The sequence below is a fragment of the Sphingopyxis sp. genome (assembly GCF_034380315.1).
Lineage (GTDB): Bacteria > Pseudomonadota > Alphaproteobacteria > Sphingomonadales > Sphingomonadaceae > Sphingopyxis.
On record NZ_JAXMPB010000007.1, the window covers coordinates 1 to 26,670 of the forward strand.

General features: G+C 63.6%; 20 protein-coding genes and 1 pseudogene. 11 read left to right on the forward strand and 10 right to left on the reverse strand.

Annotated features, from left to right (window positions below; genetic code table 11):
• Window positions 1-127: 127 nt before the first annotated feature.
• From U0S50_RS13405 to U0S50_RS13415, 3 genes and pseudogenes are all read right to left on the reverse strand, one after another.
• A pseudogene (locus U0S50_RS13405) lies at window positions 128-313 on the reverse strand (transposase); the annotation flags it as partial.
• Window positions 314-533: 220 nt separating this feature from the next.
• Window positions 534-1,142 carry a TetR/AcrR family transcriptional regulator gene (locus tag U0S50_RS13410; RefSeq protein WP_322309271.1) on the reverse strand — a complete coding sequence of 203 codons (609 nt, stop codon included), beginning with the start codon at window positions 1,140-1,142 and terminating at the stop codon, window positions 534-536.
• On the reverse strand, window positions 1,139-1,729 hold the full coding sequence (locus U0S50_RS13415) for a hypothetical protein (protein ID WP_322309272.1): 591 nt from the start codon (window positions 1,727-1,729) through the stop codon (window positions 1,139-1,141). Before U0S50_RS13415 ends, U0S50_RS13410 begins: the two co-directional genes overlap by 4 nt.
• Window positions 1,730-2,027: 298 nt before the next feature.
• Here U0S50_RS13415 and U0S50_RS13420 point away from each other — a divergent pair, with 298 nt between their 5' ends.
• The 10 genes from U0S50_RS13420 (at window position 2,028) to U0S50_RS13465 (ending at window position 13,691) form a co-directional block, all read left to right on the forward strand.
• Complete coding sequence (locus U0S50_RS13420) at window positions 2,028-3,398, forward strand: MFS transporter (RefSeq protein WP_322309273.1); 1,371 nt, start codon at window positions 2,028-2,030, stop codon at window positions 3,396-3,398.
• Window positions 3,398-5,458, forward strand: a complete 2,061-nt coding sequence (locus U0S50_RS13425) for a glycoside hydrolase family 97 protein (protein ID WP_322309274.1) — start codon at window positions 3,398-3,400, stop codon at window positions 5,456-5,458. The genes U0S50_RS13420 and U0S50_RS13425 overlap by 1 nt, the downstream gene beginning before the upstream one ends.
• A 2-nt stretch (window positions 5,459-5,460) precedes the next feature.
• Window positions 5,461-6,546 carry a sn-glycerol-3-phosphate ABC transporter ATP-binding protein UgpC gene (locus U0S50_RS13430; protein WP_322309275.1) on the forward strand — a complete coding sequence of 362 codons (1,086 nt, stop codon included), beginning with the start codon at window positions 5,461-5,463 and terminating at the stop codon, window positions 6,544-6,546.
• 120 nt (window positions 6,547-6,666) lie between these two features.
• Window positions 6,667-7,713, forward strand: coding sequence for a LacI family DNA-binding transcriptional regulator (locus tag U0S50_RS13435; RefSeq protein ID WP_322309276.1), 1,047 nt, complete (start codon window positions 6,667-6,669; stop codon window positions 7,711-7,713).
• 22 nt (window positions 7,714-7,735) lie between these two features.
• Window positions 7,736-9,004: an extracellular solute-binding protein gene (locus tag U0S50_RS13440; protein ID WP_322309277.1), complete on the forward strand. Its 1,269-nt coding sequence runs from the start codon at window positions 7,736-7,738 to the stop codon at window positions 9,002-9,004.
• A complete protein-coding gene (locus tag U0S50_RS13445; RefSeq protein WP_322309278.1) occupies window positions 9,001-9,894 on the forward strand; it encodes a sugar ABC transporter permease in 894 nt (297 codons plus the stop codon). The genes U0S50_RS13440 and U0S50_RS13445 overlap by 4 nt, the downstream gene beginning before the upstream one ends.
• On the forward strand, window positions 9,891-10,706 hold the full coding sequence (locus U0S50_RS13450) for a carbohydrate ABC transporter permease (RefSeq protein ID WP_322309279.1): 816 nt from the start codon (window positions 9,891-9,893) through the stop codon (window positions 10,704-10,706). Before U0S50_RS13445 ends, U0S50_RS13450 begins: the two co-directional genes overlap by 4 nt.
• A 32-nt stretch (window positions 10,707-10,738) precedes the next feature.
• Window positions 10,739-11,491: a hypothetical protein gene (locus tag U0S50_RS13455; RefSeq protein WP_322309280.1), complete on the forward strand. Its 753-nt coding sequence runs from the start codon at window positions 10,739-10,741 to the stop codon at window positions 11,489-11,491.
• Window positions 11,488-12,834 (forward strand): GH1 family beta-glucosidase, encoded by a 1,347-nt coding sequence (locus tag U0S50_RS13460; protein WP_322309281.1) that lies wholly within the window; start codon window positions 11,488-11,490, stop codon window positions 12,832-12,834. The genes U0S50_RS13455 and U0S50_RS13460 overlap by 4 nt, the downstream gene beginning before the upstream one ends.
• Window positions 12,834-13,691, forward strand: coding sequence for an endonuclease/exonuclease/phosphatase family protein (locus tag U0S50_RS13465; protein WP_322309447.1), 858 nt, complete (start codon window positions 12,834-12,836; stop codon window positions 13,689-13,691). The genes U0S50_RS13460 and U0S50_RS13465 overlap by 1 nt, the downstream gene beginning before the upstream one ends.
• Before the next feature lie 40 nt (window positions 13,692-13,731).
• On the opposite strand, the gene U0S50_RS13470 is transcribed toward U0S50_RS13465, so the two are convergent.
• Both U0S50_RS13470 and U0S50_RS13475 read right to left on the reverse strand, forming a co-directional pair.
• Complete coding sequence (locus U0S50_RS13470; RefSeq protein ID WP_322309282.1) at window positions 13,732-15,231, reverse strand: glucoamylase family protein; 1,500 nt, start codon at window positions 15,229-15,231, stop codon at window positions 13,732-13,734.
• 76 nt (window positions 15,232-15,307) lie between these two features.
• Window positions 15,308-18,361 (reverse strand): TonB-dependent receptor, encoded by a 3,054-nt coding sequence (locus tag U0S50_RS13475; RefSeq protein WP_322309283.1) that lies wholly within the window; start codon window positions 18,359-18,361, stop codon window positions 15,308-15,310.
• Between the two features lie 245 nt (window positions 18,362-18,606).
• Between U0S50_RS13475 and bglX the strand changes: the two genes are divergently transcribed.
• On the forward strand, window positions 18,607-20,925 hold the full coding sequence (bglX, locus tag U0S50_RS13480; protein WP_322309284.1) for a beta-glucosidase BglX: 2,319 nt from the start codon (window positions 18,607-18,609) through the stop codon (window positions 20,923-20,925).
• 151 nt (window positions 20,926-21,076) lie between these two features.
• Here bglX and U0S50_RS13485 read toward each other — a convergent pair whose 3' ends face one another.
• The 5 genes from U0S50_RS13485 to U0S50_RS13505 form a co-directional block, all read right to left on the reverse strand.
• Window positions 21,077-21,961, reverse strand: coding sequence for an SGNH/GDSL hydrolase family protein (locus U0S50_RS13485; protein WP_322309285.1), 885 nt, complete (start codon window positions 21,959-21,961; stop codon window positions 21,077-21,079).
• A complete protein-coding gene (gene glk, locus U0S50_RS13490) occupies window positions 21,961-22,944 on the reverse strand; it encodes a glucokinase (RefSeq protein ID WP_322309286.1) in 984 nt (327 codons plus the stop codon). The genes U0S50_RS13485 and glk overlap by 1 nt, the downstream gene beginning before the upstream one ends.
• A gap of 161 nt (window positions 22,945-23,105) precedes the next feature.
• Window positions 23,106-24,359 carry a DUF3526 domain-containing protein gene (locus U0S50_RS13495; RefSeq protein WP_322309287.1) on the reverse strand — a complete coding sequence of 418 codons (1,254 nt, stop codon included), beginning with the start codon at window positions 24,357-24,359 and terminating at the stop codon, window positions 23,106-23,108.
• Window positions 24,359-25,795, reverse strand: a complete 1,437-nt coding sequence (locus U0S50_RS13500; protein ID WP_322309288.1) for a DUF3526 domain-containing protein — start codon at window positions 25,793-25,795, stop codon at window positions 24,359-24,361. The genes U0S50_RS13495 and U0S50_RS13500 overlap by 1 nt, the downstream gene beginning before the upstream one ends.
• The gene (locus U0S50_RS13505) at window positions 25,792-26,526 is read right to left on the reverse strand and encodes an ATP-binding cassette domain-containing protein (RefSeq protein ID WP_322309448.1); all 735 of its coding nucleotides are present in this window, start codon (window positions 26,524-26,526) and stop codon (window positions 25,792-25,794) included. The genes U0S50_RS13500 and U0S50_RS13505 overlap by 4 nt, the downstream gene beginning before the upstream one ends.
• Between the last annotated feature and the right edge of the window lie 144 nt (window positions 26,527-26,670).

A 26,670-nucleotide genomic window follows, 5' to 3' on the forward strand; every position in this document is an offset into this window, starting at 1 on the left:
TCCCCGCCTCATGCTCCTTCAATATCGCGATGATCTGCTCTTCGCTGAACCTGCTTCGCTTCATTACGTCCGACTCCTTCGCGCCGGACTCTACTCAAAATCGGTCACATTTCAGGGGAGCACGTCAAGCTTCGCCCGCACCCAAAAATGTGCCCGCCATCCCCGCGATAGCCTGCCGCTTCCACGACGCAATCATCGTGTGGTGAACGCCATGCTTCGCGGCCAACTCCACCAGCGTCAGATCGCCCCGGATCGCTTCCAGCGCAACCTTCGCCTTGAACTCTGCGCTATAGCGCTTCCTCGCCGTCTTCATTCCCGTACCAGTCCTTCAGGTCGGGACTAGCTTAACACCCTGTCCAGAAAACCGGCACCACCTCACCTCAGCGCGTCCACCATTTTCAAACATCTGCGACATCGAATTTGGCGCAATGCCGACACCTTGCTGAGCGGCGCGATTGCGTTGTCGGCGCGCTGGGATTTCCCGCGGACATATGCGCCGGGCAGGGCATTCCCGGCAAACCGTCGATATCTCGCTACGCGCTCGGCCTGACGCGCAAACTCTCCACAAATGGCAGAATGGTCCTTTCGAAGGCGGCATCCCATTCCCCCGCCCCATCCAGGACACAAAGCAGTGCAGCCCCCTCTATCATCGCCAAGCACTGCATCGCCGCCGCGTCGGGGTCGAGCGAAGGATTGAGCTGCCCGCGCTTTTGCCCGCACCGCATTGCAACCGCAACGGCAGCCTGCGCACCCGACAAGCGATCGCGAATGAATGGCCGCACTTTCGGTAAGGCATCGAAAAGGAAACGATAATATGCCCCGACATCAGGAACGATCGCAGTAACCGTTTCAAGCAACCGAGAGAAGTCGGCAATCATCGCTCCGACGAGAGCATCTAGGTCGAGGACGCAATCCAACTTATCCGAGTTGACATTGCCCGATATGGTGGAAGAAAAGAAGCGCAGGAAAAAATGATCAATCGCAGCGTCGTGCAGCGCCTCCTTGTCCCGGAAGTGATGGTAAACGGCGCCTTTTGACAGGCCCGTCACGGCGACGAGTTCCGCCATGCTGGCATTTTCATAGCCTTGCTTCAAAAACAGCCGGAACGCCGCCTCAATGATGCGATTCCGCGCGCTCGTCATGACGCTGGCACCGAGGCACCGGTATCGCCACGGCACATCACTGCGCCGCCGCTAGCGTGATTGACCGCAAAACTGAACGCGACCTTGAGCAAAAACAACAGGCCCGTCACGAGCATGACCGAAGACAAGGCCGGCCAGAGTGAAATCCAGACCACCCCGGTCGCGAGCAGCAAGCCGCCGACAAATCGCTGAATCCGATGCCTCTGGAGCCCGTTTACGATCAAGGCTGCCACGATGGTGTAGCCCCATATGGCAACGGCGGCTCCAAAATCCCGCCCAAGCAACAGGGCAACCAACAGAATGTGAACGTGAACGACAATGAACACCCGCCGATTGCGTGGCCGCTCAGCGTAGAAATCGTTGGTTGAACGGGTAAAGTTGGCGATGCAACCAGCGCCAATGTCGAAGATCAGCGCCAAAGCGATCAGGCCGCGCCAAGATGCGGGAGCGCCGAGCGCGACGCCAAAATGGACGACCATGGCCGCCGACACTCCCAATCCGAACAGCAGAATTGCGATCAGCTCAAACGCACTTTGCTCTTCACCAAAAATGTCTTGCATATGACGGTTTATGACAAAGGATTTCACAGTCAGACTCCAACAGACCGAACGGTCGGTTCGTTTCATAACTCGCTGATCGGATCAAGCAAGGCCATGACGACGGCGCCCTGCCCCAAATTCAGGACGAAACCGCGCCCTCACTCCGGCAGGGCCTCCCTGTCGTTGCCACCTCTACAACAGTCCAACGATTCGCCGCCTACGGCCGCTTCGACCGCCCTCGACATTAAAGGCGGTATGGGAACCCAAGAAATGTAACCGGTTGCACAAATCATGTGCTACGGTTAGACCAGTTTGATAACGACAGTTTCGGGAAGGGGTTCTCCGTATGAATACGCCACCGCTGACACCCGTTGGCACGGGTGGGCGATCGACTGCCGCCGCTGCATTTGCGGCCGTCACCGTTCTTTTTTTCGCCTGGGGCTTCATCACCTCGATGATCGACCCGTTGGTCGCAGCGGTGAAAGGCATTTTCACGCTCAGCGATGCTGAAGCACAGCTGTCCGCCTTTGCCTTCTTCATTGCCTATGGTGTGATGTCCTTTCCGGCCGCGGCATTAATTGCGCGCTTTCATTCGGTCCCATCGATTTTAACCGCGCTTGCGACGATGGTTGCAGGATGCCTCGTCATGCTGGCCGCTGCCAATCTGGCGATCTACCCCCTCGTCCTTGCCGGACTGTTCATGCTCGCCGCGGGGATCACCATTCTTCAGGTTGCAGCAAATCCGCTTGCGGCCGCGCTCGGCGACCCCAAACACAGCCATTTCCGCCTTACTTTTAGCCAGACTTTCAACAGCTTCGGGACCTTTTTGGGCCCGCTCGTCGGCGCCCATCTTTTTCTCGAAGGGGTCGAAGTAAAGGAAGGCATGGAGATTTCGGAGAGCGTCCGAGCCCAAGCTCTTGCCGGAATCGATGTGGCGTATTTCTGGATTTGTGGGCTTATTATCGCTCTGTTTCTTTTCTTCTGGGTCAGCCGCCGGATCGTCGGCGCCGCCGTCCCCCCCGCCCCGATCGCGCAACGCGCTGGAATGCGGGAATTAATCGGTGAAGCCTTTGCGTCGAAGTGGGCGGTCCTGGGTGCCCTTGCTATCTTTCTTTATGTAGGGGCCGAAGTCGCCATCGGCACGCAAATGACCCTTTTCCTCAATAGCGACACGGTCTGGGGCCAGTCCGATGCGCCCTTCGGCGTGCCGCTGCTCGGCTTTGCGATGGGCAGCGACGGCGTGACCGGCGTGTCGCTTCAGGAAGCAGGCAAGGCGGTCGCCTTTTACTGGGGCGGCGCGATGGTCGGCCGCGCCATCGGATCGGTGCTGCTGGCGCGCGTTTCGGCGCCGCTCCTGCTCGCCGTCTTTACCGCGATCGCAGCGCTGTTGTGCCTGTACATCGTGGTCGTCGGCGGCGTGACGGCAGGCTTTGTCGTGCTGTCGATCGGCCTGTTCAACTCGATCATGTTCCCGGTGATCTTCACCCTGACCCTCGAACGGTCGAGCGCCCGTCCCGAAGCCACGTCGGGCCTGCTGTGCACCGCGATCATCGGCGGGGCGATCATTCCCGTCGCGGTCGGCAGCCTGTCCGACGCCATGGGCTATGGCGCCGCGCTGTTGCTGCCCGCCCTATGCTATGTCCTGCTGTGCGGCTTTGCGATCGCCGCCGGCCGGGCGCCAGCACGCGCGGCCGCCACGACGTCGAGCATTCACTGATGCGCCTGCGCGATCTGGCCCGGGCGGGCGGCCTGCCCTTCGCCGCGCTCGCCGCCGCGGCGACCGCCGCCCCGGCCGAAGCACGCGACGATGTGACCCACCGCGTCTGTTCGCCAAGCGAGCGGCTGTGCTTTTCGCTGACCACGGTGGGCGAGGTTCCGACCTATAGCGTCACCCGCGACGGCGAAGCGGTGATCGCGCCGTCGCGCCTGGGGTTCATGCTGCGCGGCGCGGGCAAGTTCGAACACAGCACCGCGCTGGGCGAGGCGCATTTCGCCGAAGCCGACGGCCGCTGGGAACAGCCGTGGGGCGAGAACCGCTGGGTACGCGATCATTATCGCGAAATGCGCGTGCCGATCGTCGAACTGATCGGCGGCAAACGCCGCATCGACCTGATCGCGCGGGTGTTCGACAATGGCGTCGGCTTTCGCTTTTCCTTTCCCGACCAGGCGCAGCTTCGGGACGTGCGGATCGACGAGGAGCTGACCGAGTTCAACCTCGCCCGCCCCGCCGACGCCTGGTGGATCCCGGCGGGCGAATGGAACCGCTATGAATATCTTTACAACCACACCCCCGCGAACCAGGTCGGCACCGCCCATTCGCCGCTGACCTTTCGCACCGAAGGCGGGTTGCACGTCGCGATCCACGAAGCCGCGCTGGACGATTACGCCGGTTTCTGGCTTCAGCGCATCGACGGGCAGCGTTTCCGTACCCGCCTGTCGCCGGGGTCCGAACCGTGGAAGGTGCGCCGCGCCGCGCCGTTCGATACGCCGTGGCGGACGATCCTGATCGCCGACGACGCCCCCGGCCTTTACGCCGCGTCGGACATCATCCTGAACCTTAACGAACCCAACAAGCTGGGCGATGTCAGCTGGGTCAAGCCGCTGAAATATGTCGGCATCTGGTGGGCGATGCACCTCGACACCGCGAGCTGGAACAGCGGCCCCAAACATGGCGCCACGACGCAAAACGCGATCGCCCATATCGATTTCGCGGCAAAGCACGGTTTCGACGCGGTGCTGATCGAGGGCTGGAACCTTGGCTGGGACGGCAATTGGATCGGCGACAAGGGGCGCGATTTCGAATTCGCGAAGGCCTATCCCGATTTCGACATGGACAAGGTCGCCGCCCATGCGAAGGCCAAGGGCGTCGCGATCATGGGCCATCATGAAACCGCGGGCAACGCCGGACGCTATGCCGACCAACTCGACGCCGCGCTCGATTATTATGCGCGGCGCGGCGTCCCGGCGATAAAGACCGGATATGTCGCCGATGCCGGCGGCGTGCTGCACCAGGATGCGGCAGGCCAAGACGTGTGGGAATGGCATGACGGCCAATATATGGCGCGCCATCACCTGGCCGTCGCCCTGGCCGCCGCCGCGCGGCGCATCGCGATCAACGCCCATGAACCGATCAAGGACACGGGCCTGCGCCGCACCTATCCCAATCTGGTCAGCCGCGAAGGCGCGCGCGGCATGGAATATGCCGCGTGGGGCGAACCCGCCAACCCGCCGGAACATGAAGCGAATCTGGTCTTTACCCGCATGTTGTCGGGCCCGATGGACTATACGCCCGGCATCGTCAGCCTGAAAGGCAAGGGCGGCCGCCGCATTCCGTCAACGCTGGCAAAGCAGCTCGCCAATTATGTCGTCATCTATAGCCCGGTGCAGATGGCCGCCGATTTGCCCGAACATTATGAGGCGCGTCCCGATGCGCTGGCCTTTATCAAGGCGGTTCCGGCGGACTGGGAAGCTTCGCACCTGCTGGGCGGCGCGATCGGCGACTATGCCGTCTTTGCCCGCCAGCGGCGCGGCGGACGCGATTGGTATGTCGGCGGCGTCACCGACGAAAAAGCACGGGATGTGATTGTCGATTTCGCCTTTCTGCCCAAGGGTAAGACATATAAGGCGAAAATCTGGCGAGACGGCGATGGCGGCGGGATCGAAGGCGACCCTTTTGCGATGGCGATCGAGGAGAAACATGTGACGGCAGCGACCAAATGGCCGGTGCGAATGGAGGCCGGCGGCGGCTTTGCCATGACGCTCGTTCCGGTCCGCTGACGATGGCCGGCCTGTCGATCGCCGGCGCGCGCAAGAATTTCGGTGAAACCGAAGTTCTGAAGGGCGTATCGATCGACGTTGCCGACGGTGAATTCGCGGTCATCGTCGGCCCGTCCGGATGCGGCAAATCGACCCTGCTGCGCAGCGTTGCCGGGTTGGAGGAGTTGACCGGCGGAACGATCCGCATCGGCGAGCGCGACGTCACCGACCTGCAGCCGTCCGAACGCGGCGTCGCGATGGTGTTCCAAAGCTATGCGCTTTATCCGCACCTTTCGGTCCGCGACAACATGGCCTTTGCCCTGCGCATCGCCAAGGCCGATATCGCCGCGATCGACGCGGCGGTGGCCCGTGCCGCCGCCATCCTGGGCATCGAAGCGCTGCTCGACCGCAAACCCGCCGCCCTGTCGGGCGGCCAACGCCAGCGCGTGGCGATCGGCCGCGCCATCGTCCGGCAACCCCAATTGTTCCTGTTCGACGAACCGCTGTCGAACCTGGACGCTGACCTGCGGGTACGGATGCGATATGAATTTGCGGAACTGCACCGCCAGCTTGGCACCACCACCCTTTATGTCACCCACGACCAGGTCGAGGCGATGACACTGGCCGACCGCATCATCGTGCTGCGCGACGGCCAGATCGAACAGGTCGGCGCGCCGCGCGACCTTTATACCCGGCCCGCCAACCGCTTTGTCGCGCGTTTCCTGGGAACGCCGCGCATGAATTTCCTGGATGCGACCGTCGACGGCGACGGCCGCGGCCGGATTGGTGGCGGCCACGCCCTTGCCCTGCCCGCCACCGAACAGCCGCTGGCGCCGGGCACCCGCATCGCGATCGGCGTCCGCCCCGAAGATATGGCGATCGGCAACGCCCCCGACGCCCTGTCGCTGACCATCACCTTTGTCGAACGGCTGGGCGGCACCGCCACCATCCATTTCCGCAGCATCGACGCAGACGAGCCGCTCGCCTGCCAGTCCCGCGACGACGGCACGCTGCGCGAGGGCGAAACCATCCCGGTATCCCTGCCCCCGGCGTGCCTGCACCTGTTCGACATCGACGGACAGGCGATCGCCCGAAAGGCGGGCGAATGACCTTGCCATTGAGGCATGTAACCGGTTACTCTATTTTTTATCCGCGCTCGGCAGCCAGAACAACAACGGAGTCGCATCCAAAGCGGCCCGGCGCCATCGCAGGGAGGGAGAGCGAATCCTATGGCTACATTGAGGGACGTGGCACGCGAGGCCGGAGTCTCGGTGGCAACCGCGTCACGCGCGATCAACGGCCTGGGCAATGTTACCGCGCCGACGCGCGCCGCGGTGATGGAGGCGGTGAAGAAGTTGAATTTCGTACCGCACAGCGGCGCCCGCAGCCTGACGCGGCGCAAGACCGACACGATCGGCGTTATCCTGCCCGACCTGTTCGGCGAGTTCTTTTCCGAAATCATTCGCGGCATCGACCTGGTTGCGCATGAATCGGGCATGCACCTGTTGCTGGGCAATATGCACGGCAGTTCCCACGAAACCGCGACCGTGATCGCATCGATGCGCGGACGGGTCGACGGGCTGTTGCTGATGCCGCCCGAGGTGAAGCCCGAAATGCTGGCCGACAATCTGGACCCCGCGCTGCCGACGGTGCTGTTGAACTATGATGCCAGCACGCTCGACCTGCCCTTTGTCGCGGTCGACAATTATCACGGCGCCTATACGATGACCGAGGCGCTGATCGAACGCGGGGCGCGGCAGATCGTCCATATCGCAGGCCCCAAGCACAACCGCGACGCGCGCGATCGCCAGCGCGGCTTTTCCGACGCCATGGCAAAGCTGGTCGGCGAGCGCAGCCCGGTTATCCTGCCCGGCGATTTTTCGGAGGAAGCCGGGGCGGAAGCGGCCCGCCTGCTGGTGCAGGGGCAATTGCCCGCCGATGCGGTCTTTGCCGCAAACGACCTGATGGCGCTGGGCTGTATCCTGCAACTGGCCGAAGCAGGCGTCGCGGTTCCCGAAGATGTGATGGTCGCGGGTTTCGACGATATTCCGCTTGCCCGGCACATCACCCCTTCGTTGACCACGATGCAGGTCAAGATCGACCGGCTGGGCTCGACGGCGATGATGCTGCTCCTGCGCCTGTTGCGCGGCGATACGCTCGGCACCGCCAGCGCCAACGTCCTGACCCCGACGCTGATCGCGCGCGGCACGACCGGCGGTCCCGCCGGGCTGGCGCGCGCGGCCAAAATCCCGACCACGGAGACGGTTCGGCCATGAACGCCGGCGCCCGCGCCTTTCCATGCAATTGACGCGGCGCCATTTGACGGGCACGCTGGCGGCGCTGCCCCTGTCCACGCTTCTGGGCGGTTGCGGCGCACGCGGCGACGGCGGGATAACCATCTGGGCGATGGGGAATGAGGCGGCGAGCCTGCCGCGCCTGCTCGCCGACATGACACTGCCCGCCGGGTGGCCCGAGGTTCGCGTCCAGCCGTTGCCGTGGAGCGCGGCGCACGAAAAGCTGCTGACCGGTTTCGCGGGCGACGCGCTGCCCAGCATCGGCCAGATCGGCAACAGCTGGATCGCCGAAATGGCCGCGATCGGCGCGATCGAACCGGTCCCGGCGGCGGTCCGCCAATTGCTCGACGATCAGTTCGCGGCGGTGGTCGATACGAACCGCATCGGAACGCAGACCTGGGCCGTGCCCTGGTATGTCGACACCCGCCTGCAATTTTATCGCAAGGACCGTTTCGCGCGCGCGGGCTATGCCGCGCCGCCGCTGGAATGGGCCGAATGGAAACAGGCACTGCACAAGGTGAAGGCCGAGGCGGGCGACGGCAATTACGCGCTGTTGCTGCCGCTCAACGAATTCGAACAATTGCTGACCATCGCGCTGTCGGCGGGCGCCCGGCTGTTGCGCGACGAGGGCGCGCGCGGGGCGTTTTCGGAGCCCGCGTTCAAGGAAGCGCTTCGCTTTTACAAATCGCTGTTCGACGAAGGCCTGGCGCCGGTGGTGTCCGCGACGCAGATTTCCAACATCTGGAACGAATTTGCGAAGGGCTTTTTCAGCATCTTCACCTCCGGCCCCTGGACGATCGGCGACCTCAAGACCCGGCTTTCCCCCGCGATGCAGGACAAATGGGCGACCGCCCCCAACCCCGGCCCCGGCGGCATCGGGTCGGCGGCGCCCGGCGGGTCGAGCCTGGTCGTCTTTGCCGGACAGGCGCAAAGCGAACGGGCATGGCAGCTTGTCGCCCGCCTGCTCGCGCCCGACGCGCAGCTGCAATTCCACCGGCTGACCGGCAATCTGCCCGCGCGGCGATCGGTTTGGGAGGCGGCGGGGCTGGCCAGCGATCCGGTCGTCGCCCCCTTTGCCCGCCAGCTCGAACGCGCGCGCGCGCTGCCCAAGGTGCCCGAATGGGAACGCATCGTCACCGAAATGCAGGTCGTCGCCGAACGCATGGTGCGCGGCCAGTACAGCGTCGATGACGCAGCCGCCGAAATCGACCGGCGCGCCGACCGCCTGCTCGAAAAGCGGCGGTGGATGCTGGACCGGGGGCAGGCGATATGAGCATCGCCCGTATCCGCGAGGCGCGCGCCGGATGGTCGATGACCGGGCCCGCGCTGGCCGCGATCATCCTGTTCTTTCTGATCCCGGCGGCGGCTTCGCTGGTGCTGAGCTTCACCGATTTCGATATCTATGCGCTCGCCAACCTCGACAATCTGCGCTTTGTCGGTTTCCAGAATTACGAACGGCTGCTGGAAAATCCGCTGTTCTGGAAGGCGATGGCCAACACGCTGCTGTTCGTGCTGGTCGGCACGCCCTTCATCGTCATCCTGTCGCTGTTCGCGGCGATGCTGGTCAATTCGCACTGGCTGAAATGGCGGCCGATCTGGCGCGTCGCGCTGTTCGCGCCCTATGTCACCACCCTTGTCGCGACGGCGGTCGTGTGGCGCTATCTGCTCCATACGCGCTACGGCCTCGTCAATTATCTGCTGTCGCTGTTCGGTGCGGGGCCGGTCGACTGGCTGGGCAGCCCGACCGCATCGCTGCCCGCGATCCTGATCTTCGTCGGGTGGAAAAGTTTCGGTTACAACATGATCATCTTCCTCGCCGCGCTCCAGGCGGTGCCGCGCGAGCTCGACGAAGCGGCGCGCCTCGACGGCGCCGGCTGGGCTATGCGGCTGCGCCACGTCACCCTGCCCGCGATCGCGCCGACCCTGTTGCTGGTGTCGGTGCTGACCGTCGCGGCGATGTTCCAGCTGTTCACCGAACCCTATGTGATGACCCAGGGCGGCCCCGCCCAATCGACCGTCACCGTCCTCTATTTCATGTATGAGGAAGGGTTCAAATGGTGGAACCTGGGGTCGGGCGCGGCGGTCGCCTTCCTCCTGTTCCTGTGCATCCTGGCGGTGACGCTGGTGCAATTGCGCCTGGCGCGGCGCGGCGGCGCGATATGAGCGCGCGCCGCACCCTCGTCACCCTGCTCGCCGCGCTGGTCGCGCTGATCACCGTCGCGCCGCTGCTGTGGATGGTGTCGGTCAGCTTCATGGCCCCCGGCGAGGCATCGCAATTCCCGCCGCCGCTGCTGCCCAAAAGCCCCAGCCTGGAAAATTACCGGCAGCTTTTCGGCACCTATGGCGTCGGCCGGTTTCTGCTCAACAGCCTGTTCGTTTCGACGCTTGCGACGCTGCTCGCGCTGCTCTTTACCGTGCCGGCGGGCTATGCCTTTGCCAAGCTGCGCTTTCGCGGCCGCGACGCGACCTTCCGCCTGCTCGTCGCCGCGCTCGTCGTGCCGGGCCAGATCGGGATGCTGCCGCTGTTCCTCGAGCTGAAGGCGATGGGGCTGGTCAACAGCTATGCCGGCGCGCTGGTGCCGTGGCTCGCGGGTATTTTCGGTATCTTTCTGGTCCGCCAATATTGCCTGTCGATCCCCGACGAAATGCTGGAAGCGGCGCGTATCGACGGCGCCAGCGAGGCGCAGATATTGCGCCGGATCGTGATGCCGATCCTGACCCCGATCATCGTCACGCTGGCGCTGTTCGTGTTCCTCGGCAGCTGGAACGACTTCATGTGGCCGCTGATCATCTTTGCCGACCAGGACCTGTACACCCTGCCCGTCGCGCTCGCCGCGCTCAGCCGCGAACATGTCCAGGACAATGAACTGATGATGGCGGGCGCGGTGGTGACCACCCTGCCCGTTCTCATCCTCTTCCTCTCCCTCCAGCGCTTTTATCTGAGCGGGCTTCTGGCCGGGAGCGTGAAGGGATGACCCGCCCGACATATCCCCAGGAAAGGACAAGGATGACAGGATTTCGGATCGCGGCGCTGTCGGCGCTCGCGCTTTCGCTGGCACCCGCCATGGCGATGGCGCAGCCCCCGGTTGCCCCGAAGGACGGACAATCGCCGCAACCCGCGATCGAAGCGGGCAATTATCCCTATCAACTGTTCCTGCCGCGCGGCTATTCGGCCGACCGCAAGGCCGACTGGCCGCTGCTGATCTTCCTGCACGGATCGGGCGAGCGCGGCGACGATGTCGCGCGGGTCAAGGTGCATGGCCCGCCCAAGATCGCCGACCGCAACCCCGCCTTTCCTTTTGTCACCGTCTCTCCATTGCTCGGCGCCGATCAGGATTGGGACGTCGCCAAGCTCGACCGGCTGGTCGACCATGTCGTCCGCACGCTGCGCATCGACCGCACCCGTATCTATCTGACCGGGCTCAGCCGCGGCGGCCATGCGAGCTGGCGCTGGGCGATTGCCCAGCCGCACCGCTTTGCGGCGGTGGCGCCGGTTGCCGGGCGCGGCGACCCGGCCGGTGCCTGCGCGCTGAAGGACACGCCCGTCTGGGCCTTTCACGGCGACCGCGACGATGTGGTCGTGCCCGAAGGCAGCTTTGCCATGGCGCGCGCGATCCGCGCCTGCGGCGGCCAACGGTCGCGGCTGACCATCTATCCCGACCTCGGCCACAATGGCTGGGACCCGGCCTATGACGATCCCGCCCTTTATCTCTGGCTGCTGTCGCAGCGACTGCCCACGCCCGACAAGGACAAGAAATGACGAAAACCGCCTTTCCCGACAATTTCCTGTGGGGCGCCGCGACCGCGGCCTATCAGATCGAAGGATCGCCGCTCGCCGATGGCGCGGGCGCCAGCATCTGGCAGCGATTCAGCCATGATCCGCGCCTGATGGCATCGCCCGGCGACACCGGCGACGTCGCCTGCGACCATTATAACCGGATGGAAAGCGACGTCGCGTTGATGAAGGAACTGGGGCTGCAAGCCTATCGCTTCAGCGTCGGCTGGGGCCGCGTGCTGCCCGAGGGCATCGGCCGCGTGAACCCCAAGGGGCTCGATTTCTATGAGCGGCTGGTCGATGAACTGCTGAAGCACGACATCGAACCCCTGCTGACGCTGCATCATTGGGACCTGCCCGTCGCGCTCGATGACAAGGGCGGCTGGCTCAACCGCGACAGCGCCGACTGGTTCGCCGAATATGCCGATGTCCTGTATCGCGCGCTCGACGGGCGGGTGAAGAAATGGGTGACGCTGAACGAACCCTGGGTGATCACCGATGGCGGCTATCTGCACGGCGCGCTCGCGCCCGGGCACCGCAACATGTTCGAAGCGCCGATCGCCAGCCACAATCTGATGCGCGCGCACGGCCGCGCGGTCCAAGCCTATCGCGCCGCGGGCGCGCATGAGATCGGCCTGGTCGTCAATATCGAGCCCAAATATCCGGCGAGCGACAGCGCCGAAGATGCAGCCGCCACGGCGCGCGCCCACGCCTATATGAACCGCCAATATCTCGACCCGGCGCTGAAAGGCAGCTACCCCGCCGAAATGACCGAGATTTTCGGCGAAGCCTGGCCGCAATGGGCGGCCGAGGACATGGCCGATATCTGTCAGCCGGTCGATTTCATCGGCATCAACTATTATACCCGCAATGTCGTGCGCGCCGATCCGGCGCAGTGGCCGCTTCGCGCCTCGCCGGTCAAACAGAATGCGACCCATACGACGACCGACTGGGAAGTCTATCCGCCCGCGATGACCGACATGCTGCTGTGGTTCCGCGACAGCTATGGCGACATCCCGCTCTATATCACCGAAAATGGCGCCGCCTTTTACGACCCGCCGCAGGCCGGGCCCGACGGCATCGACGATCCGCTGCGCTGCGATTATTACCGCACCCATATTGCGGCGATCGGCGAGGCGATCCGGCAGGGGGTCGATGTGCGCGGCTATATGGCCTGGTCGCTGCTCGACAATCTCGAATGGTCGCTGGGCTATTCCAAACGGTTCGGCATCGTCCATGTCGATTATCAAACGCAGGTCCGCACGCCCAAGCGCAGCGCCCGCTTTTACAGCGAGATCATCCGGACCAACGGCGGCAATCTGGCGTGATGCGCCGCCTCCTCCTTTTGCTCGCGGCGCTGCTTGCGCTGCCCGCCGCGGCTAAGGAGGGGGCCGCGCATTTCAGCGCGATGACCTATAACATCCGTCTCGACCTGGCGTCGGACGGCGACAACGCATGGCCGCACCGCCGCGCAGCACTGACCGGCCTGGTCGCCTATTACGCCCCCGACATCGTCGGGATGCAGGAAGTGTTGCTGCACCAGAAACAGGCGATCGAGGCCGATTTACCCGACTATGCCTTTGTCGGTGCCGCGCGCGACGATGGGAAGGAAGCAGGCGAGTTTTCGCCGATCGGATACCGCACCGACCGCTTTGCACTGCGCGCGTCGGGCACCTTCTGGCTATCGCCGACCCCGGCGGTGCCGGGCAAGGGATGGGACGCCGCCTATCCGCGCATTGCCACCTGGGCACGGTTGCAGGACAAGCGCAGCGGAGGGCGGCTGCTGATCCTCAACACCCATTTCGATCATGTCGGCGCTACCGCCCAGCTGGAAAGCGCGCGCCAGATCCGCCGCTGGATCGCCGCGCACCGGCAGGCGCGGGAAAGCGTCATCGCAATGGGCGATTTCAACAGCCCGACCGGCAGTCCGGCCTATATCGCGATGGCCGAAGGCGGCGCCCTTTTCGACACGCTGGCGATCAGCCGCACGCCGCATTTCGGGCCGCGCGGCACCTTCACCGCCTTTCAGATCGACCAATCGCCCGCCGAGCCGATCGACCATATCTTCGTCGGCGACCGCATTGCCGTGCTGCGCCACGCGACGCTGACCCAGCAGATGGCGGGCAAGCTGCCGTCGGATCATTATCCGGTGCTGGCCGACCTGTGCGTGGGCACCGGTTGCTGAAGAACGCGCGCGCGCCGGTCTTGGCCGGGGCGGTGCCCCCTTATTCCTTTGCGCCGTCGAGCCAGCCGCCGGTGAAGCCCGAACGCTTCAGCCCGCGGATGATATGCGGATTCTTGCGCATCACCTGCCACACGAAGCCGCTGCGGTGATTTTCCATCATCGCGAGGATCGGCCCCTGATCGATGCCAAGATAGTCATTCGCGACCCATCCCTTTCGGGGGTCGACCGCGCCCGATTGTGACCCGGCACCGGTGAAGGTGAAACTGGGGTTGATCGCATCCTTGAATCCGTAGCGGGTATAGAGGCGCGTGCCATATTTGGTGCGCATCGCCATCAGCGCCGGAATGGTGACTTCGGGCGCAAAGGGGATCGAGCCGCCCGCAGCGGTCGGAACGATCGTGCCATCGTCGACGGTACGGATCGCACTGACCCCGCGCGCCATATAGCCGTTGAACGCGCGCGGCGTGCCGTTCACGCGATATTGACCGTCCGAATATCCGGGGCCGTCAGACGCCGTCCAGCCCCAGATGTCGGCGCTGTAATCGGCCCAATTGTTCGGATTGTCGGCGCCATAGGCGCGCTGCGCCAGCGTCGCGCGGCGGCTGTTCTCGAAATAATCGATGCCCTTGCCGCGCATGAAATCGTCCTGGATGCCGCGGAAATCGACCCAGACATGGCTGTACTGATGGCCGAACATCGGTTCGAACTGCAGATGCTCCTGGCCATAGAAGCGCCCCCAATCCTTTTCGAGATCGGCGGCCCAACCCTTGTCCCAGGCGTCCTTGCCGACCGGATAGGTCGGCGATGCGAGCGCCAGGATATAGACGAGCATACCTTCGTTATAGCCGACCCAATCATGGGTCTCCCACCCCTTCTCCGGCTTCCACCCCATGGTGATGCCGTGCGAATTGGCGAGATTCTGTGCCTGGGTGCCGGTGGTGGTACGCTGTGCCCAATTCCATTCGACGCGGCGATAGATTTTCTCCGCCAGGTCGCGGATCTCCGCCTCGACCGGGTCGTTGCGGTCGTAATAGCTTTGCGCGAACAGCGCGCCGCCGAGGAACAGGCTGGTATCGACGGTCGACAGTTCGTTGCTCTTGTAGCGCGTGCCGTCGTCGTTACGCAGGAAATGGTAGAAAAAGCCCTTGTAACCGGTGCGGCCTTCGGCCTCCGGTCCCTGCGGCGCGGACCAATAGAAGCGCAGGCAATCGCGCGTGCGTTCGGCAGCCTCGCCGCGGGTTACATAGCCGCGCTCGGCCCCGATGCCATAAGCGGTGAGCGCAAAGCCCGTCGCGGCGATCGACGAAAAGGGATTGCTGGGCCACCGGTCGGGCGCAAGGCAGCGCTGTGTATCGGTGGTGTCCCAGAAATAGCGGAAGGTCCGCTGGGTCAATTCTTCGGAAAACTGGGCTTCGGTGAGCGGAGCCAGCCGGGCATCACTGCCCGACGGGGCAGTCGCCGGAGGCGGTGTGGCGGTGGACGAACAGGCGGCGATCAACGCCACGAGGGGCAAGGCCAGCGACCCAAGCCGAAGGGACATTCTCTACTCCAAAAAAAGTCGGCGCCCGGTCACGGGAGGGGGGGGATGTGACCGGGCGCCTGCTGTTTGGCTGGTTTTAGAAACTGAAGCCAGCCGAAAGCTTGATCGTGCGCGGGGGATTGCCGCCGACGCCGATGCCCGAAATCTCGCGGTAGATGGTCGGGCTTGTTGGCGTCCGCGTACTGTCCGCCGGATTATTGTTATAATCTACGTAGTTGCGATCGTTGAACAGGTTGATGATGTCGACGCGCAACCGAAGTCGCGCTTCGTCGCTGATAAAGCGGAAGGGTACATATTTGATGACGGCAAGGTCGAACTGACGCAGGCCCCAACGACTGCCATTCCCCCTGGCTTCATTCGACACCACGGTCCGGCTCGGCGTGGCGCCGCCAGTGTTGACGAACGCCTTCAGATAGGGCGGCGATGCCAAGGTAAACTTACCAGACAGGGTCAAGCCAATCGGCAAGTCAACCGAGCCAGCCGCAACGAAGCGGTGCTTTCGAACTCCGCCCGACCGAGCGATGGGATAATCCTCCAGCGATGGAAAATCGAGACTGAAAACCTCACCAAAGTTTCGGTTCTCTTCCGCTTCGGTATAGGTGTAAGTCGCCGCGAGGCTCCAAGGCGATGCCACCGAGTAGGTCTTAACAAGCTTGAAATAGCCGGAATCGGCGCTGGTTTTGAGACCGTTGGTACCGATGATGATCGAACCGAAGCCCGGAGGGGCAAAGCCGAACGGAGACGACGGAGAAGCGGGTGCTGCCGGGAAGAAGCTGCCGTCAGGGCGTCGATTTCCGAGCAAATAGGCGAAGCCGTCCTTGCTCTCGATGTGGCTGAAACCCACCTCTGTTTCGAGCAACGGCGTAACACGAGCGCGAAGACCGATACTGAACTGGTCCGAATATGGCACCTTCAACTTATTGTCGATGAAGCGCAACTCTCGGCCACCACCAGGGCCGGCCTGAGCAATCAACTGCTGACGCCCCGCCTCGGTAAGATACACCGGATCCCATGCAACGCAGGTCGGACCTGCCGCGCATACATTATATGGGTCCCCCGTGTTGAAATTGAACGTACGAGTCGCGAACGAGCCCACGCTGATTTCCTGCTGAAGGAAATCGAACTGATTTCGGTCATAGGAGCGCCCGTAGCCACCGAAGACGACGAAGCGCTTGTCCTCGTCCAGTGCATAGCTGAAGCCAAGGCGTGGCTGCCAAGCGCCCTTGAACGCCTTCCGATTATTACCCGTCGATATGAAATCGCTGATATCATAATTCGCGTTGACCAAATTCGGGTAATTGGCCGGCGACACAGCGTTCACGGCATCCGCCGGGTGAACAAAGTCAAGGTACGAAGGCGTTCTCTCATAGTCCCAGCGAACACCCAAGTTCAGCGTCAACCGGTCCGAAACTTCCCAATCATCCTGAACATATACACCGAACTGCCAGTTTTTCGACTGAACAATCGGGTTTCCATTGCCCGTCGAAGCCCCAAACTGCAGACGATAGGGGATCGCTTCATTGAATGTCCCGCCACCCGGATTGAAAGCCGTATTGTAGCTGTACAGCGGGTTGAAGTTATTCAGCTGCAGTGAGTTCAACTTTACCCACTTGGATTTTACGCCGAACTTGATCGAGTGCCCTTCGATACCCGTCCAAGTGAAGTCGTTCTGGATGCCCCAGCCCTTCTGCCCCTTGTCCTGATAATTCGAGCCGCCGCCGACACGCAAAATGTCAGCCCGATCAATCACTGTCGGGTTAGAGCTGTTCGGTGCCGCATAGGAAAAAAGACTTGCGTTACCAAACACCTGCGGCGTTGGCGCCCACCGCACATCCTCATACGTAAGCTTCAGATCGTTGATCCAGTTTTCGGCGGTATGCTCCCACCGCGCCGTTCCACGATACTCAATCACCTTTTGCGCGCTGATAGTTTCGCGCGAATTGATGCCGCTGCTCAGGAACTCACCACTTTCGCGGCGATGACGCCCGGACAACTCGATCAGGTCAGAGGACGTCGGCTGAAAGCTCAGCTTCCCGAAATAGAGATCTTCGTTGAAGGTCGCATTGGTCGGACCGAACACACCCTGATACTTCGACGGAAAATATGAAACTGGGAGGTTGAAACCCGGTGTAATGTCACGCGGGTTTTCCTGGCGCTTACCTTCGTAGGTCACGAAGAAGTGCAGCATGTCCTTGATGATCGGACCGCCCAGCGCACCGCCGAACTGAAAATCCTTCGTCTCAACCTTCTTGGTTCGCAGCTCATTCGGCCGCGCATCCCGCAGCCCCTGATCGGTATAGTCAATGAAGGCTTCGCCATGAAACTCATTGGTCCCCGAACGCGTGACGGCCGTAATAGCCACAGAGCTGACCTGGTCGAATTCAGCCTTGTAGTTCGAAGAGATAACTCGATATTCGCCGACCGCGAGCTGAGGGAAAGGGTTGCCCTGTGTCGAATCCTGACCCGACACGCCGTTTTTCAGGACATAATCCTTCTGCCCTACGCCATCGATAAAGACGTTGACGGTGCTGCTATTCTGCGCGCCACCCTGCAGCCGGGACTGCTCGTTTCCGCCCGTCACGAACTGAACGCCAGGCGCCAGATCGGCGAAAGCCAAGAAATTCCGATTATTCTGCGGAAGCACTTCAATCTGGCGCTGCGAAATGCTGGTGCCAACCTCGCCGCCTTCCATCGAACGAAAGCGCGTACCGGTCACGATGATCGCGTCGTCGCCGCCCGAGGCGATGTCGGAGGAGGAGAAGTCGAAATCGAGAACCGCGTTCTGCGCGACGTTCAGGGTGAATTCGTCGGTACGGCGGACGCCGTCGGGGGTCGTCAGTTCCAGGCGATAGGTGCCGACCGGAAGCGACGCGAAATTATAGCTGCCGTTGGCGCTGACGGTGACCGAGCGGGTCAGACCGGTTTCGACGTTGAACGCCGTAACCTGCGACACGCCGCCATCGGCCTTTACCGTTCCGCGCAGCGATGCGTTCGAAACCTGCGCATGTGCGGGCGCAGCCATGCCGAGCGCCAGAGCCGCCCCGGCGCTGCTCCACGCCAGCGCTGCGGCGAGCGCACGAGCGCGCGACCCACGCACGGTATTGGATTGAAAATTACGCAATGACGTCACGGCATCCTCCCTTGTTGGCCCCGCCCCCGACCATCCAGACCGACCCCGGCGCCTGATTGCAGCCGGACAGTCCGACGAATCGCCGGAAGCACTATTTGCGTTTTTTGAGTTTGTAACCGGTTTCACAATCACTGTATAGGGGCCTTCAACACCGACGGGAAAAATCCCGAAACGGGCGAGAAGCGCTTGTTTCCGGGGATTTTGCGCCCACAGATCAGAAGTATTTCAATGGGGAAGGACGAATCATGCCGCCGCTTTCGCGCAACTTTACCACTCTCACGCTGGCCAGCCTGATGCTGACGGGAGCCTTCACCGCCCTGCCCGCAGAGGCCAAGCCCGCGCCGCGAATCGAAAGCGCCAAGCCCGTCGACGCCACCGGCTGGAAAAAGCCCGATCCGGCAATGGACCGCTTCATCGCCGACCTGATGGCGAAGATGACTCTGGACGAGAAAATCGGCCAGCTTTCGCTGCTGACCAGCGACTGGGATTCAACCGGCCCGACGATGCGCCAGGGGTATCAGGACGATATTCGCAAGGGTCGAATCGGGTCGATCTTTAACGCCTTCACCGCCAAATATACGCGCGATCTGCAGCGACTGGCGGTCGAGGAAACCCGGCTGAAAATCCCCCTCCTCTTTGGCTATGACGTGATCCACGGCCATCGCACCATCTTTCCCATCTCGTTGGGCGAAGCGGCGAGCTGGGACATCAAAGCCATTGAAAAAGCCGCGCGAATCTCTGCCACCGAAGCCGCTGCGGAAGGCATTCACTGGACCTTTTCGCCGATGGTCGATATCGCCCGCGACGCCCGCTGGGGCCGCGTATCCGAAGGCGCAGGCGAGGATGTCTACCTGAGCAGCCGGATCGCCGAAGCGCGCGTACGCGGATATCAGGGCGACGACCTGAAGCGGGTCGATACCGTCCTTGCCACCGCCAAGCATTTCGCCGCCTATGGCGCCGCCCAGGCCGGCCGCGACTATCACACCGTCGACATTTCCGAGCGCACCTTGCGCGACATTTACCTGCCGCCGTTCAAGGCGGCCGCCGATGCCGGCGCGGCCACCTTCATGACCGCTTTCAACGAGTATGACGGTGTCCCGGCGTCGGGCAGCCACTATCTGCTGACCGATGTGCTGCGTAACAAATGGGGCTTCAAGGGCTTCGTCGTAACCGATTACACGTCGATCAACGAAATGGTCGCCCATGGTTATTCAAAAGATCTGAAACAGGCGGGCGAACAGTCGATCAACGCCGGGGTCGATATGGACCTGCAGGGCGCGGTCTTCATGGAAAATCTTGCCCAGTCGGTCGCCGAAGGCAAAGTCGACATGGCGCGGGTCGATGCCGCGGTGAAGGTCATTCTGGAAATGAAGTATCGCCTGGGCCTGTTCGAAGATCCCTATCGTTATTCGGACGAAGCCCGCGAAAAGGCGACCGTCTATCGCGCCGACTTCCTGGAATCGGCGCGCGACGTCGCGCGCAAGTCGATCGTTCTTCTGAAAAACAAGGACAATGCCCTGCCCCTGGCCGCGACCGCGCGCTCGATCGCGGTGATCGGACCGCTTGCCGACAGCAAGGAAGACATGATCGGTAGCTGGGCCGCCGCAGGCGACCGCACGACCCGCCCGGTCACTCTGCTGGAAGGGATGCGCGCCCGCGCCGCCAAGGGCACGACCGTCGGCTATGCCACGGGCGCCGGATATCATTTCGGCGACGCAGGCAAGACGGACGGTTTTGCAGAGGCGCTGGCCCTGGCGCAGAAATCCGACGTCATCGTCGCGGCGATGGGCGAGCATTGGAACATGACGGGCGAAGCGGCAAGCCGCACCTCGCTCGACCTGCCCGGCAACCAGCAGGCGCTGCTGGAGGAGCTGAAGAAGACCGGAAAGCCCATCATCCTGGTGCTGATGAGCGGCCGACCGAACAGCATCGAATGGGCCGACGCCAACGCCGACGCGATCCTGCACGCCTGGTATCCCGGAACGATGGGCGGCCACGCCGTCGCCGACGTCCTGTTCGGCGATTATAATCCGTCGGGCAAGCTGCCCATCAGCTTTCCCCGCAACGCCGGTCAGGCCCCGATCCATTACGACATGAAGAACACCGGTCGCCCGATCAACCCGGCCGATCCGAACGCAAAATATGTCTCGCGCTATCTCGATACGCCCAACAGCCCGCTGTACCCCTTTGGCTATGGGTTGAGCTATACCAGCTTTGCCTATTCGCCGGTGACGCTGAGCGCGGCCAAGGTTCGCCCCGGCGAAACACTGACCGCCAGCGTGACGGTGACCAACAACGGATCGCGCGATGGCGAAGAAGTCGTGCAACTATATGTCCGCGACCTGGTGGGGTCGGTGACGCGCCCGGTCAAGGAACTGAAGCGTTTCGAAAAGCTGATGCTGAAGAAGGGCGAGACCCGAACGGTTCGCTTTACCCTGACCGACGCGGACCTGGCCTTTACCCGTGCCGACATGAGCTGGGGCAGCGAGCCCGGCGAATATAAGCTGTGGGTCGGCACGTCATCGGCCGAAGGCGCCGAAGCCGGTTTCGAACTGACGCAATAGAAGGACCAGCACGCCGCCGCCCCTGCCGGTCATCGGCATGGGGCGGCGGTGAAATGCCCACCGAAACAGGTCCAAACCGAAACAGGCCAAAGAGGCCGAGCGCGTCCGGGACGCGGCAAGCGAGATGAAGCGCCGTCCCTCGCCCTGGAGATTATGGGGCAGCGGGTTCGGCGGCCAGCCCCAGTTCGGCAGCCGCCACCGCCTGAAGCGCGGCGGCAACGCGCGGGTCGAGCCCGATTTCGTGGGCAGCCTTTTCCCCTGCCCCCAGGCGTCGGGGATCGATGCCCGACACCCGCCCGAACACGACCAGCGCCTCAAGATATGATCCCGCGGCGCTGGCATGATATTGATCATAGCTCCACAGGTCGACGCTGCCGAAAGCGATCCCGTCATAGGGGTTCGGATCGGCGACACCGGTTTCCATCGCACGGGTCCATGCCTCGCCAACCGGGATGACCCCGTCGATCCGGGGTTCGGCCCGATCGATAAGGTCGAGCGCGGCCCGCAGGTCCCGCGCCATCTGGCCAACCGGCCGACCGTACCACGCCCCTTCGGGACGATAGACCTGATCCGCCCGCGACCAGGTCGCCATCAGATACACATCGACCCCGGGGTTCGCGCGGCTCAGCAGCCGGGCCAGGGTCGCGGCGCTTTGCGCGGTGATCTCCGCATTGCCCGGCCGCCTGGGGTCGAGCGTGCTATATTCCTGGAGCACGACCATGTCCCACGGCCGTTCGATCATCGCCAGCCGATCGCGGATATGGTCGGCAAGCGTAGCCCCGCCGCGGGTCGCATGGGCGACGCGCCATTTTTGCCCCGCCTGTTCGGCGAAGCGCGCGAAGAGGGCGGGAATGCCGCCGACGCCCTCTCCCCCCAGATCGTCGACCGATTGCGGACGATAGCGGAGCACCGCCGAATTGGCCCCTTGCGTAAAGCTGTTGCCGACGAAGAGGATCGAGCGCTCCGCTTCATCGGCGTGCACGGGCGAGACGGCCGCCAGCCAGGCGGCAGCGACCATCGCGATGCGGCGGCGCATCAGTCCGCTCCCCCCGGATAGCGGCGCGCGAAGGCGGCGGCGGCACCGAACAGACCCGGTTGCGGGTGGGTGATCAGCTTGACGGGAATCGCCGCCATGAAATTTTCAAACCGTCCCTTGGCGACGAAGCGTTCGGGGAATCCGGACCGGATCAGGCTGTCGCGAATGCGAAGCCCCAGCCCGCCGGCGATCACGACCCCGCCCGCTCCCTGCGCCAGAGCGAGGTCCCCCGACACGCTGCCCAGCGACAGGCAGAAACGATCGACCGCGGCGGCGGCCAGACTGTCGGTGCCGTTCAGGGCGCGCGTCCATATCTCGCGGTCCTCGAGCGGCGTCACCGGCCGCGCTTCCATCGCCGCGAGCGTTTCATAGATATCGACAATGGCTGGGCCGGAAACGATGCGTTCGACCGACACCCGGCGATGGCGCTTGCGCAAGCGGGCCAGAATCGCATCCTCGATACTGTCGAGCGGCGCGAAATCGATATGCCCTCCCTCGGTTGCCTGGACGCGATAGTCCGCGCCGTCGCGCCACAGATGCGCAACGCCAAGGCCGGTTCCGGGGCCGATGATGCTGATCGTCCCACGGGGCGGCAGGGGCGCATCGGGGCCGGTCAGATGCTCGAAATGCGCCTCGCCCGCCTGGGCCACCGCATGGCCCACGGCTTCGAAATCATTGACCAGGACATGGCGGTCGACGTTCAGCTTTTCGCTGACCAGCGCGGGACGGATAATCCAGGGATTGTTGGTGAAACGGATGATGTCACCGCCGGTCGGCCCCGCAATGGCGATGGCGACGGCCCGCGGCAGGACGCCGCCCTGCTGCCGTTCAAATTCCTGCCAGGCGGTCTGAAAACTCGCATGATCGCGGGTGTGGAGCGTCGTCGCGTCGCCCATGGCGACACAGCGTCCGCCGTCGATCTGGGCAATGGCGAAGCGCGCATGGGTCCCGCCGATATCCACCGTAACAATTGCTTCGCCCATGATTCTCCCTAGCGCGCTGCGTCGGCTGCCGAAAAGCCGGAATGTCGCCTGCCCGCCATAATGCAACAAGCATAGCTATGCGCGCCCTTTGTCACGGCGCCGCCGCGGCGAAGCCCCCGCGGCAAGGGGCTTCGTCACCAGGCGATGCCAATCCCTGCCCTTCACTCGGGGAATCGGGGAGCCCTCGCAAAATCGGCCTTCGCGAAAGGGCGATCGCGGAACAGATAGCCGTAATAGAATTCGCGCAAGGTCCGGTGATAGGCGCGTACCCTGTCCTGATAGGCCAATTGCGCGGCCAGATCGGTATCCGCCATGCGGGTCAGCAGCAACTGCACGCCGACCGATGGCATCAACCACCCAAGGCGCTCGGCCAGTTCCGCCCGGCGGTCCAGGCCGCCGCGATAGGCCGCGACCTGCCGCGCCACGCTTTCGTCGCCGACCTGGTGAAAGGCGAAATACCATTTGTAGTGAAACCCGTCCGGCAGGGGCGGCGAATGCGCCCAGTGCGGGTGGCTGGCATAAAATTGGCGCATCGTCTCATCCCGGGGGATGTCCCACGCGCGGTTGACGGCTTCGCGCTGCGCCACCGCAATCTCTGTCCCTTCGCCAACCGGGACTGCGCGGTTGATCGCGACATGCGCCAATGTCGGCAGGACGAGTACCCACAGGATCCAGATCGCCGCCAGCGATGCCGCATTGGCCGTCGAGCTCCAGCGCATCCGTCCGATAAGCCAGGACAGGAATATCCAGAACAGCAGATAGGCGGCAACCAGCCCCAGCACCGCCAGCAGGGGCAAAGCGGCGACGCCCTCGACACCCGCCGCGATACACAGGGGGATGGCGAGCGCCACGAACAACAGGCCGAAGCGCAGGCAGGCACGGCGCAACCACAGCGCGCGCCGGCCGCCCGGCAGCGCTTCCAGCATGCGCAGCCGGCCCGCTTCGCGCTCGGACGACAGAAGGTCGTGAAACAGAATGATCACGAACAGCGGCGCCAGAAAGACGAGCACGAACGCGAAGTCGAAACGCCCAGGCAGCGCCAGTTCGGGATTGATGATATCGCCGTCATAGATTTGCGCCTCCAGCCCCAGCGCCCGAACGCGCAGGATAAAGGGCGAAACGTCGCGCATCCCCAGCGCCGCGAATGCGAGCGACGAGGGCGCGTCCCATGTCGGGTGAAAGCTGTAATAGGCGGCCCGGCCCGGATCCTGGCCCGCGGCGTCGATCCATTCGGCGACCGGGCCGATATCCTGGGCCTGCGCGGCCGGAATGGCGGCGATCTGGTCGCGCTGGCGCGACACTTCGGAAAGGCCGGCGCCAAGCGCGAGCGCGGCAAGCAATGCGAGCAGGATCAGCGCCGCCGGAGCGAGGCGGGACCGAAGCAGAAGGCGGATTTCCTGGGCCCATGACGACATTATTTGGCTCCCAATTCAAAGGCGGCACGGCGCAGCAACGCCGCAGCGAGCGCCAGCCACGCCAGCAGGATCAAAAGTCCGGGCAAGGCGGCAGCGGCCAGCGCGGTACCGTCCGGCGCGCGATAGGAAAAATCGGGCATTTGTTCCCAATTGTCGGCGGCGATGCGCTTGCGGCGATCGGCGTCGGGGTCGCGGGCGGTGTCGTCGGCATAGCTTACGCTGTCGGCCTGGAGCCGGTTGAGCGCCTGGACCAGCGCATAACGATAGGCTTCCGCCTGTTCGAGGAAACGCCGGTGCCCGGCAAAGTCGGTGCCCGATGCGGCCATCGAGAGCGTGCGCAGCGCAATCGCCGGGCTGACGATGCCCGCCATGCGGACGATATCATTTTGCCGTTCCTGCGCAGCGTGGCTTTCGGACGCATATCGGTCGAACAGCGCCGACGTCAGCTTTTCGCCTTCGATCGCGAGCGCCCCCTTGTAGTTGATCGGAAGATCCTCGACGCGATCGACCCCATAACGGTCGAGCAGGCCTTGCTTGAATGCGGCGAAATGGGGGTCGTCGGGATTGTGGCTGTCGCCGATTTTCCGCAAGTCGCGGGCAATCGCGATCTCGGTCTGCAACCTGTTGCGCAGCTCAACGGTCGCGCTCGCCGCTTCGGGCGCGGCACGCGGCAGCAAAATGACGACGACCGTCCAGACGGCAAGCAGCGCCAGCAGCGCATCGCGGCTGCGCCGAACCCGTGCCGATACCAGGAGAATGACCGTGACCCACAGCGCGAGATAGGCGGCGTACCCTAGCGCGACGATCGCCATCGGCAGCGCCAGGGCGCCGGGCTGTCCGGCGATCAACAGGAAACCGACCATCGCGGGCAATCCCACGCAAAGCGCCACCGCGCCAAGCGCGGCGAGCTTTCCGGCGATCATTTGCCCGCGCGACACGCCCTGCAACAGCAACAGACGCAGGGTGCCACGTTCCCGTTCCCGCGCGATCGCGCCATAGCCGAGAAAGACGAGCAGCAAGGGCGCCACCGCCTGAAGCACGAAGGCGGGGGTCAGCTGCCCGAAGCGGATAAGCTGCGAACTTTGCCGGACGTCGCCGAAATTGGCGCTGTTCTGGCGGTGTCCTTCGAGAAACATGCTGTTGCCGCTGAAGGCGTCGATACCGGGGTCAAAGGCCGCGAGCGGGCCGAGCGGGCGATAGATAAACGTGCCATAATGAACGACGCGGTGCGGGTGGCGGTCGGGCTGGGCATCGAAAGCATGTTCCGCCACCTGCTGATGTCGCGCACGCAATTCGGCAATCCCGCGCTGATGCGTCCAACTCGTCAGCACCGCCACGAGGGTGAGCAGCAACAGCAGCAGAAAGGCGGTCACGGCCACACGGTTGCGCAGCATCAACCGCAGTTCGTCGCGGGCGATCAGTCGGGCCGCAGTCATGCGTCGCCCGCCCCGCCCGGAAGCGCAAATCGCGCATGAAGGCCGCGCACGTCGAAGCGGTCGGGACCATCCGCCCGCACCTCTTCCACGATGCGCCCGGCTTCGAGGAAACAGATATGGTCGGCGACATCCGCGGCGCTCAGCAAATCGTGCGTCACCATCAGCACCGCGGTTCCGCGCCCCCGCACCTGGCGCAGCAGATGATTGAAATCGGCCGTCGCGCGCGGGTCAAGCCCCGAGGTCGGTTCGTCAAGCAGCAACACCGGAACCTCGCGCAGCAAGGCAACGGCGATCGCGACCTTTTGCCGCATCCCCTTTGAAAATCCGTCCAGCCGCCGATCCCAGGCATGTTCCTGCAATCCCGTCGCGGCAAAGGCCTGCCCGATCGCCTGGCGGGATTTCCCCTCGCCAGACAAGGTCAGCAAATAGTCGGCATTCTCGATCGCACTGAGATGTTCGTAGAGTGCGACATTTTCCGGCAGATAGGCGATACGACGCCGCGCGGCGTCGGGGTTTTCCGATGGCGCAAAGCCGCAAATGGCCGCCCGTCCCGAGAGCGGCTTCAAAAAGCCGAGCAGCGTCGACAGGCTGGTCGACTTGCCCGCGCCGTTGCCGCCCAGCAGCGCGGTGATGCTGCCCGCCGGTACGGCAAGCGACAGGCCGTCGAGCACGCGGCGGTCGTCATAAGCGACGACGAGCCGATCCATCAGAATCGGGGGCTTTTCGATCATCATTTCCTCTTTGGCTTTCGACGGCGACGGGCGCTGGCGGCGTTCATCCTTCGAGTTCTGATACAACATATCATTTCAATGAAAAGGAGAAATTCGTGCAGATTCAGTGGAGTGGCCCACACGGCTAAACCCAGAAAGACGCGC

Excerpts from the sequence above, each read along its gene's own strand:
- U0S50_RS13410 (WP_322309271.1), bottom strand. The coding sequence starts at position 1,142 with ATGACGAGCGCGCGGAATCGCATCATTGAGGCGGCGTTCCGGCTGTTT.
- U0S50_RS13465 (WP_322309447.1), top strand. The coding sequence starts at position 12,834 with ATGCGCCGCCTCCTCCTTTTGCTCGCGGCGCTGCTTGCGCTGCCCGCC.
- U0S50_RS13440 (WP_322309277.1), top strand. The coding sequence starts at position 7,736 with ATGCAATTGACGCGGCGCCATTTGACGGGCACGCTGGCGGCGCTGCCC.
- U0S50_RS13445 (WP_322309278.1), top strand. The coding sequence starts at position 9,001 with ATGAGCATCGCCCGTATCCGCGAGGCGCGCGCCGGATGGTCGATGACC.
- U0S50_RS13500 (WP_322309288.1), bottom strand. The coding sequence starts at position 25,795 with ATGACTGCGGCCCGACTGATCGCCCGCGACGAACTGCGGTTGATGCTG.
- U0S50_RS13435 (WP_322309276.1), top strand. The coding sequence starts at position 6,667 with ATGGCTACATTGAGGGACGTGGCACGCGAGGCCGGAGTCTCGGTGGCA.
- U0S50_RS13450 (WP_322309279.1), top strand. The coding sequence starts at position 9,891 with ATGAGCGCGCGCCGCACCCTCGTCACCCTGCTCGCCGCGCTGGTCGCG.
- glk (WP_322309286.1), bottom strand. The coding sequence starts at position 22,944 with ATGGGCGAAGCAATTGTTACGGTGGATATCGGCGGGACCCATGCGCGC.
- U0S50_RS13470 (WP_322309282.1), bottom strand. The coding sequence starts at position 15,231 with ATGTCCCTTCGGCTTGGGTCGCTGGCCTTGCCCCTCGTGGCGTTGATC.
- U0S50_RS13495 (WP_322309287.1), bottom strand. The coding sequence starts at position 24,359 with ATGTCGTCATGGGCCCAGGAAATCCGCCTTCTGCTTCGGTCCCGCCTC.
- U0S50_RS13485 (WP_322309285.1), bottom strand. The coding sequence starts at position 21,961 with ATGCGCCGCCGCATCGCGATGGTCGCTGCCGCCTGGCTGGCGGCCGTC.
- U0S50_RS13455 (WP_322309280.1), top strand. The coding sequence starts at position 10,739 with ATGACAGGATTTCGGATCGCGGCGCTGTCGGCGCTCGCGCTTTCGCTG.
- U0S50_RS13505 (WP_322309448.1), bottom strand. The coding sequence starts at position 26,526 with ATGATCGAAAAGCCCCCGATTCTGATGGATCGGCTCGTCGTCGCTTAT.
- U0S50_RS13430 (WP_322309275.1), top strand. The coding sequence starts at position 5,461 with ATGGCCGGCCTGTCGATCGCCGGCGCGCGCAAGAATTTCGGTGAAACC.
- U0S50_RS13460 (WP_322309281.1), top strand. The coding sequence starts at position 11,488 with ATGACGAAAACCGCCTTTCCCGACAATTTCCTGTGGGGCGCCGCGACC.
- U0S50_RS13425 (WP_322309274.1), top strand. The coding sequence starts at position 3,398 with ATGCGCCTGCGCGATCTGGCCCGGGCGGGCGGCCTGCCCTTCGCCGCG.
- U0S50_RS13420 (WP_322309273.1), top strand. The coding sequence starts at position 2,028 with ATGAATACGCCACCGCTGACACCCGTTGGCACGGGTGGGCGATCGACT.
- bglX (WP_322309284.1), top strand. The coding sequence starts at position 18,607 with ATGCCGCCGCTTTCGCGCAACTTTACCACTCTCACGCTGGCCAGCCTG.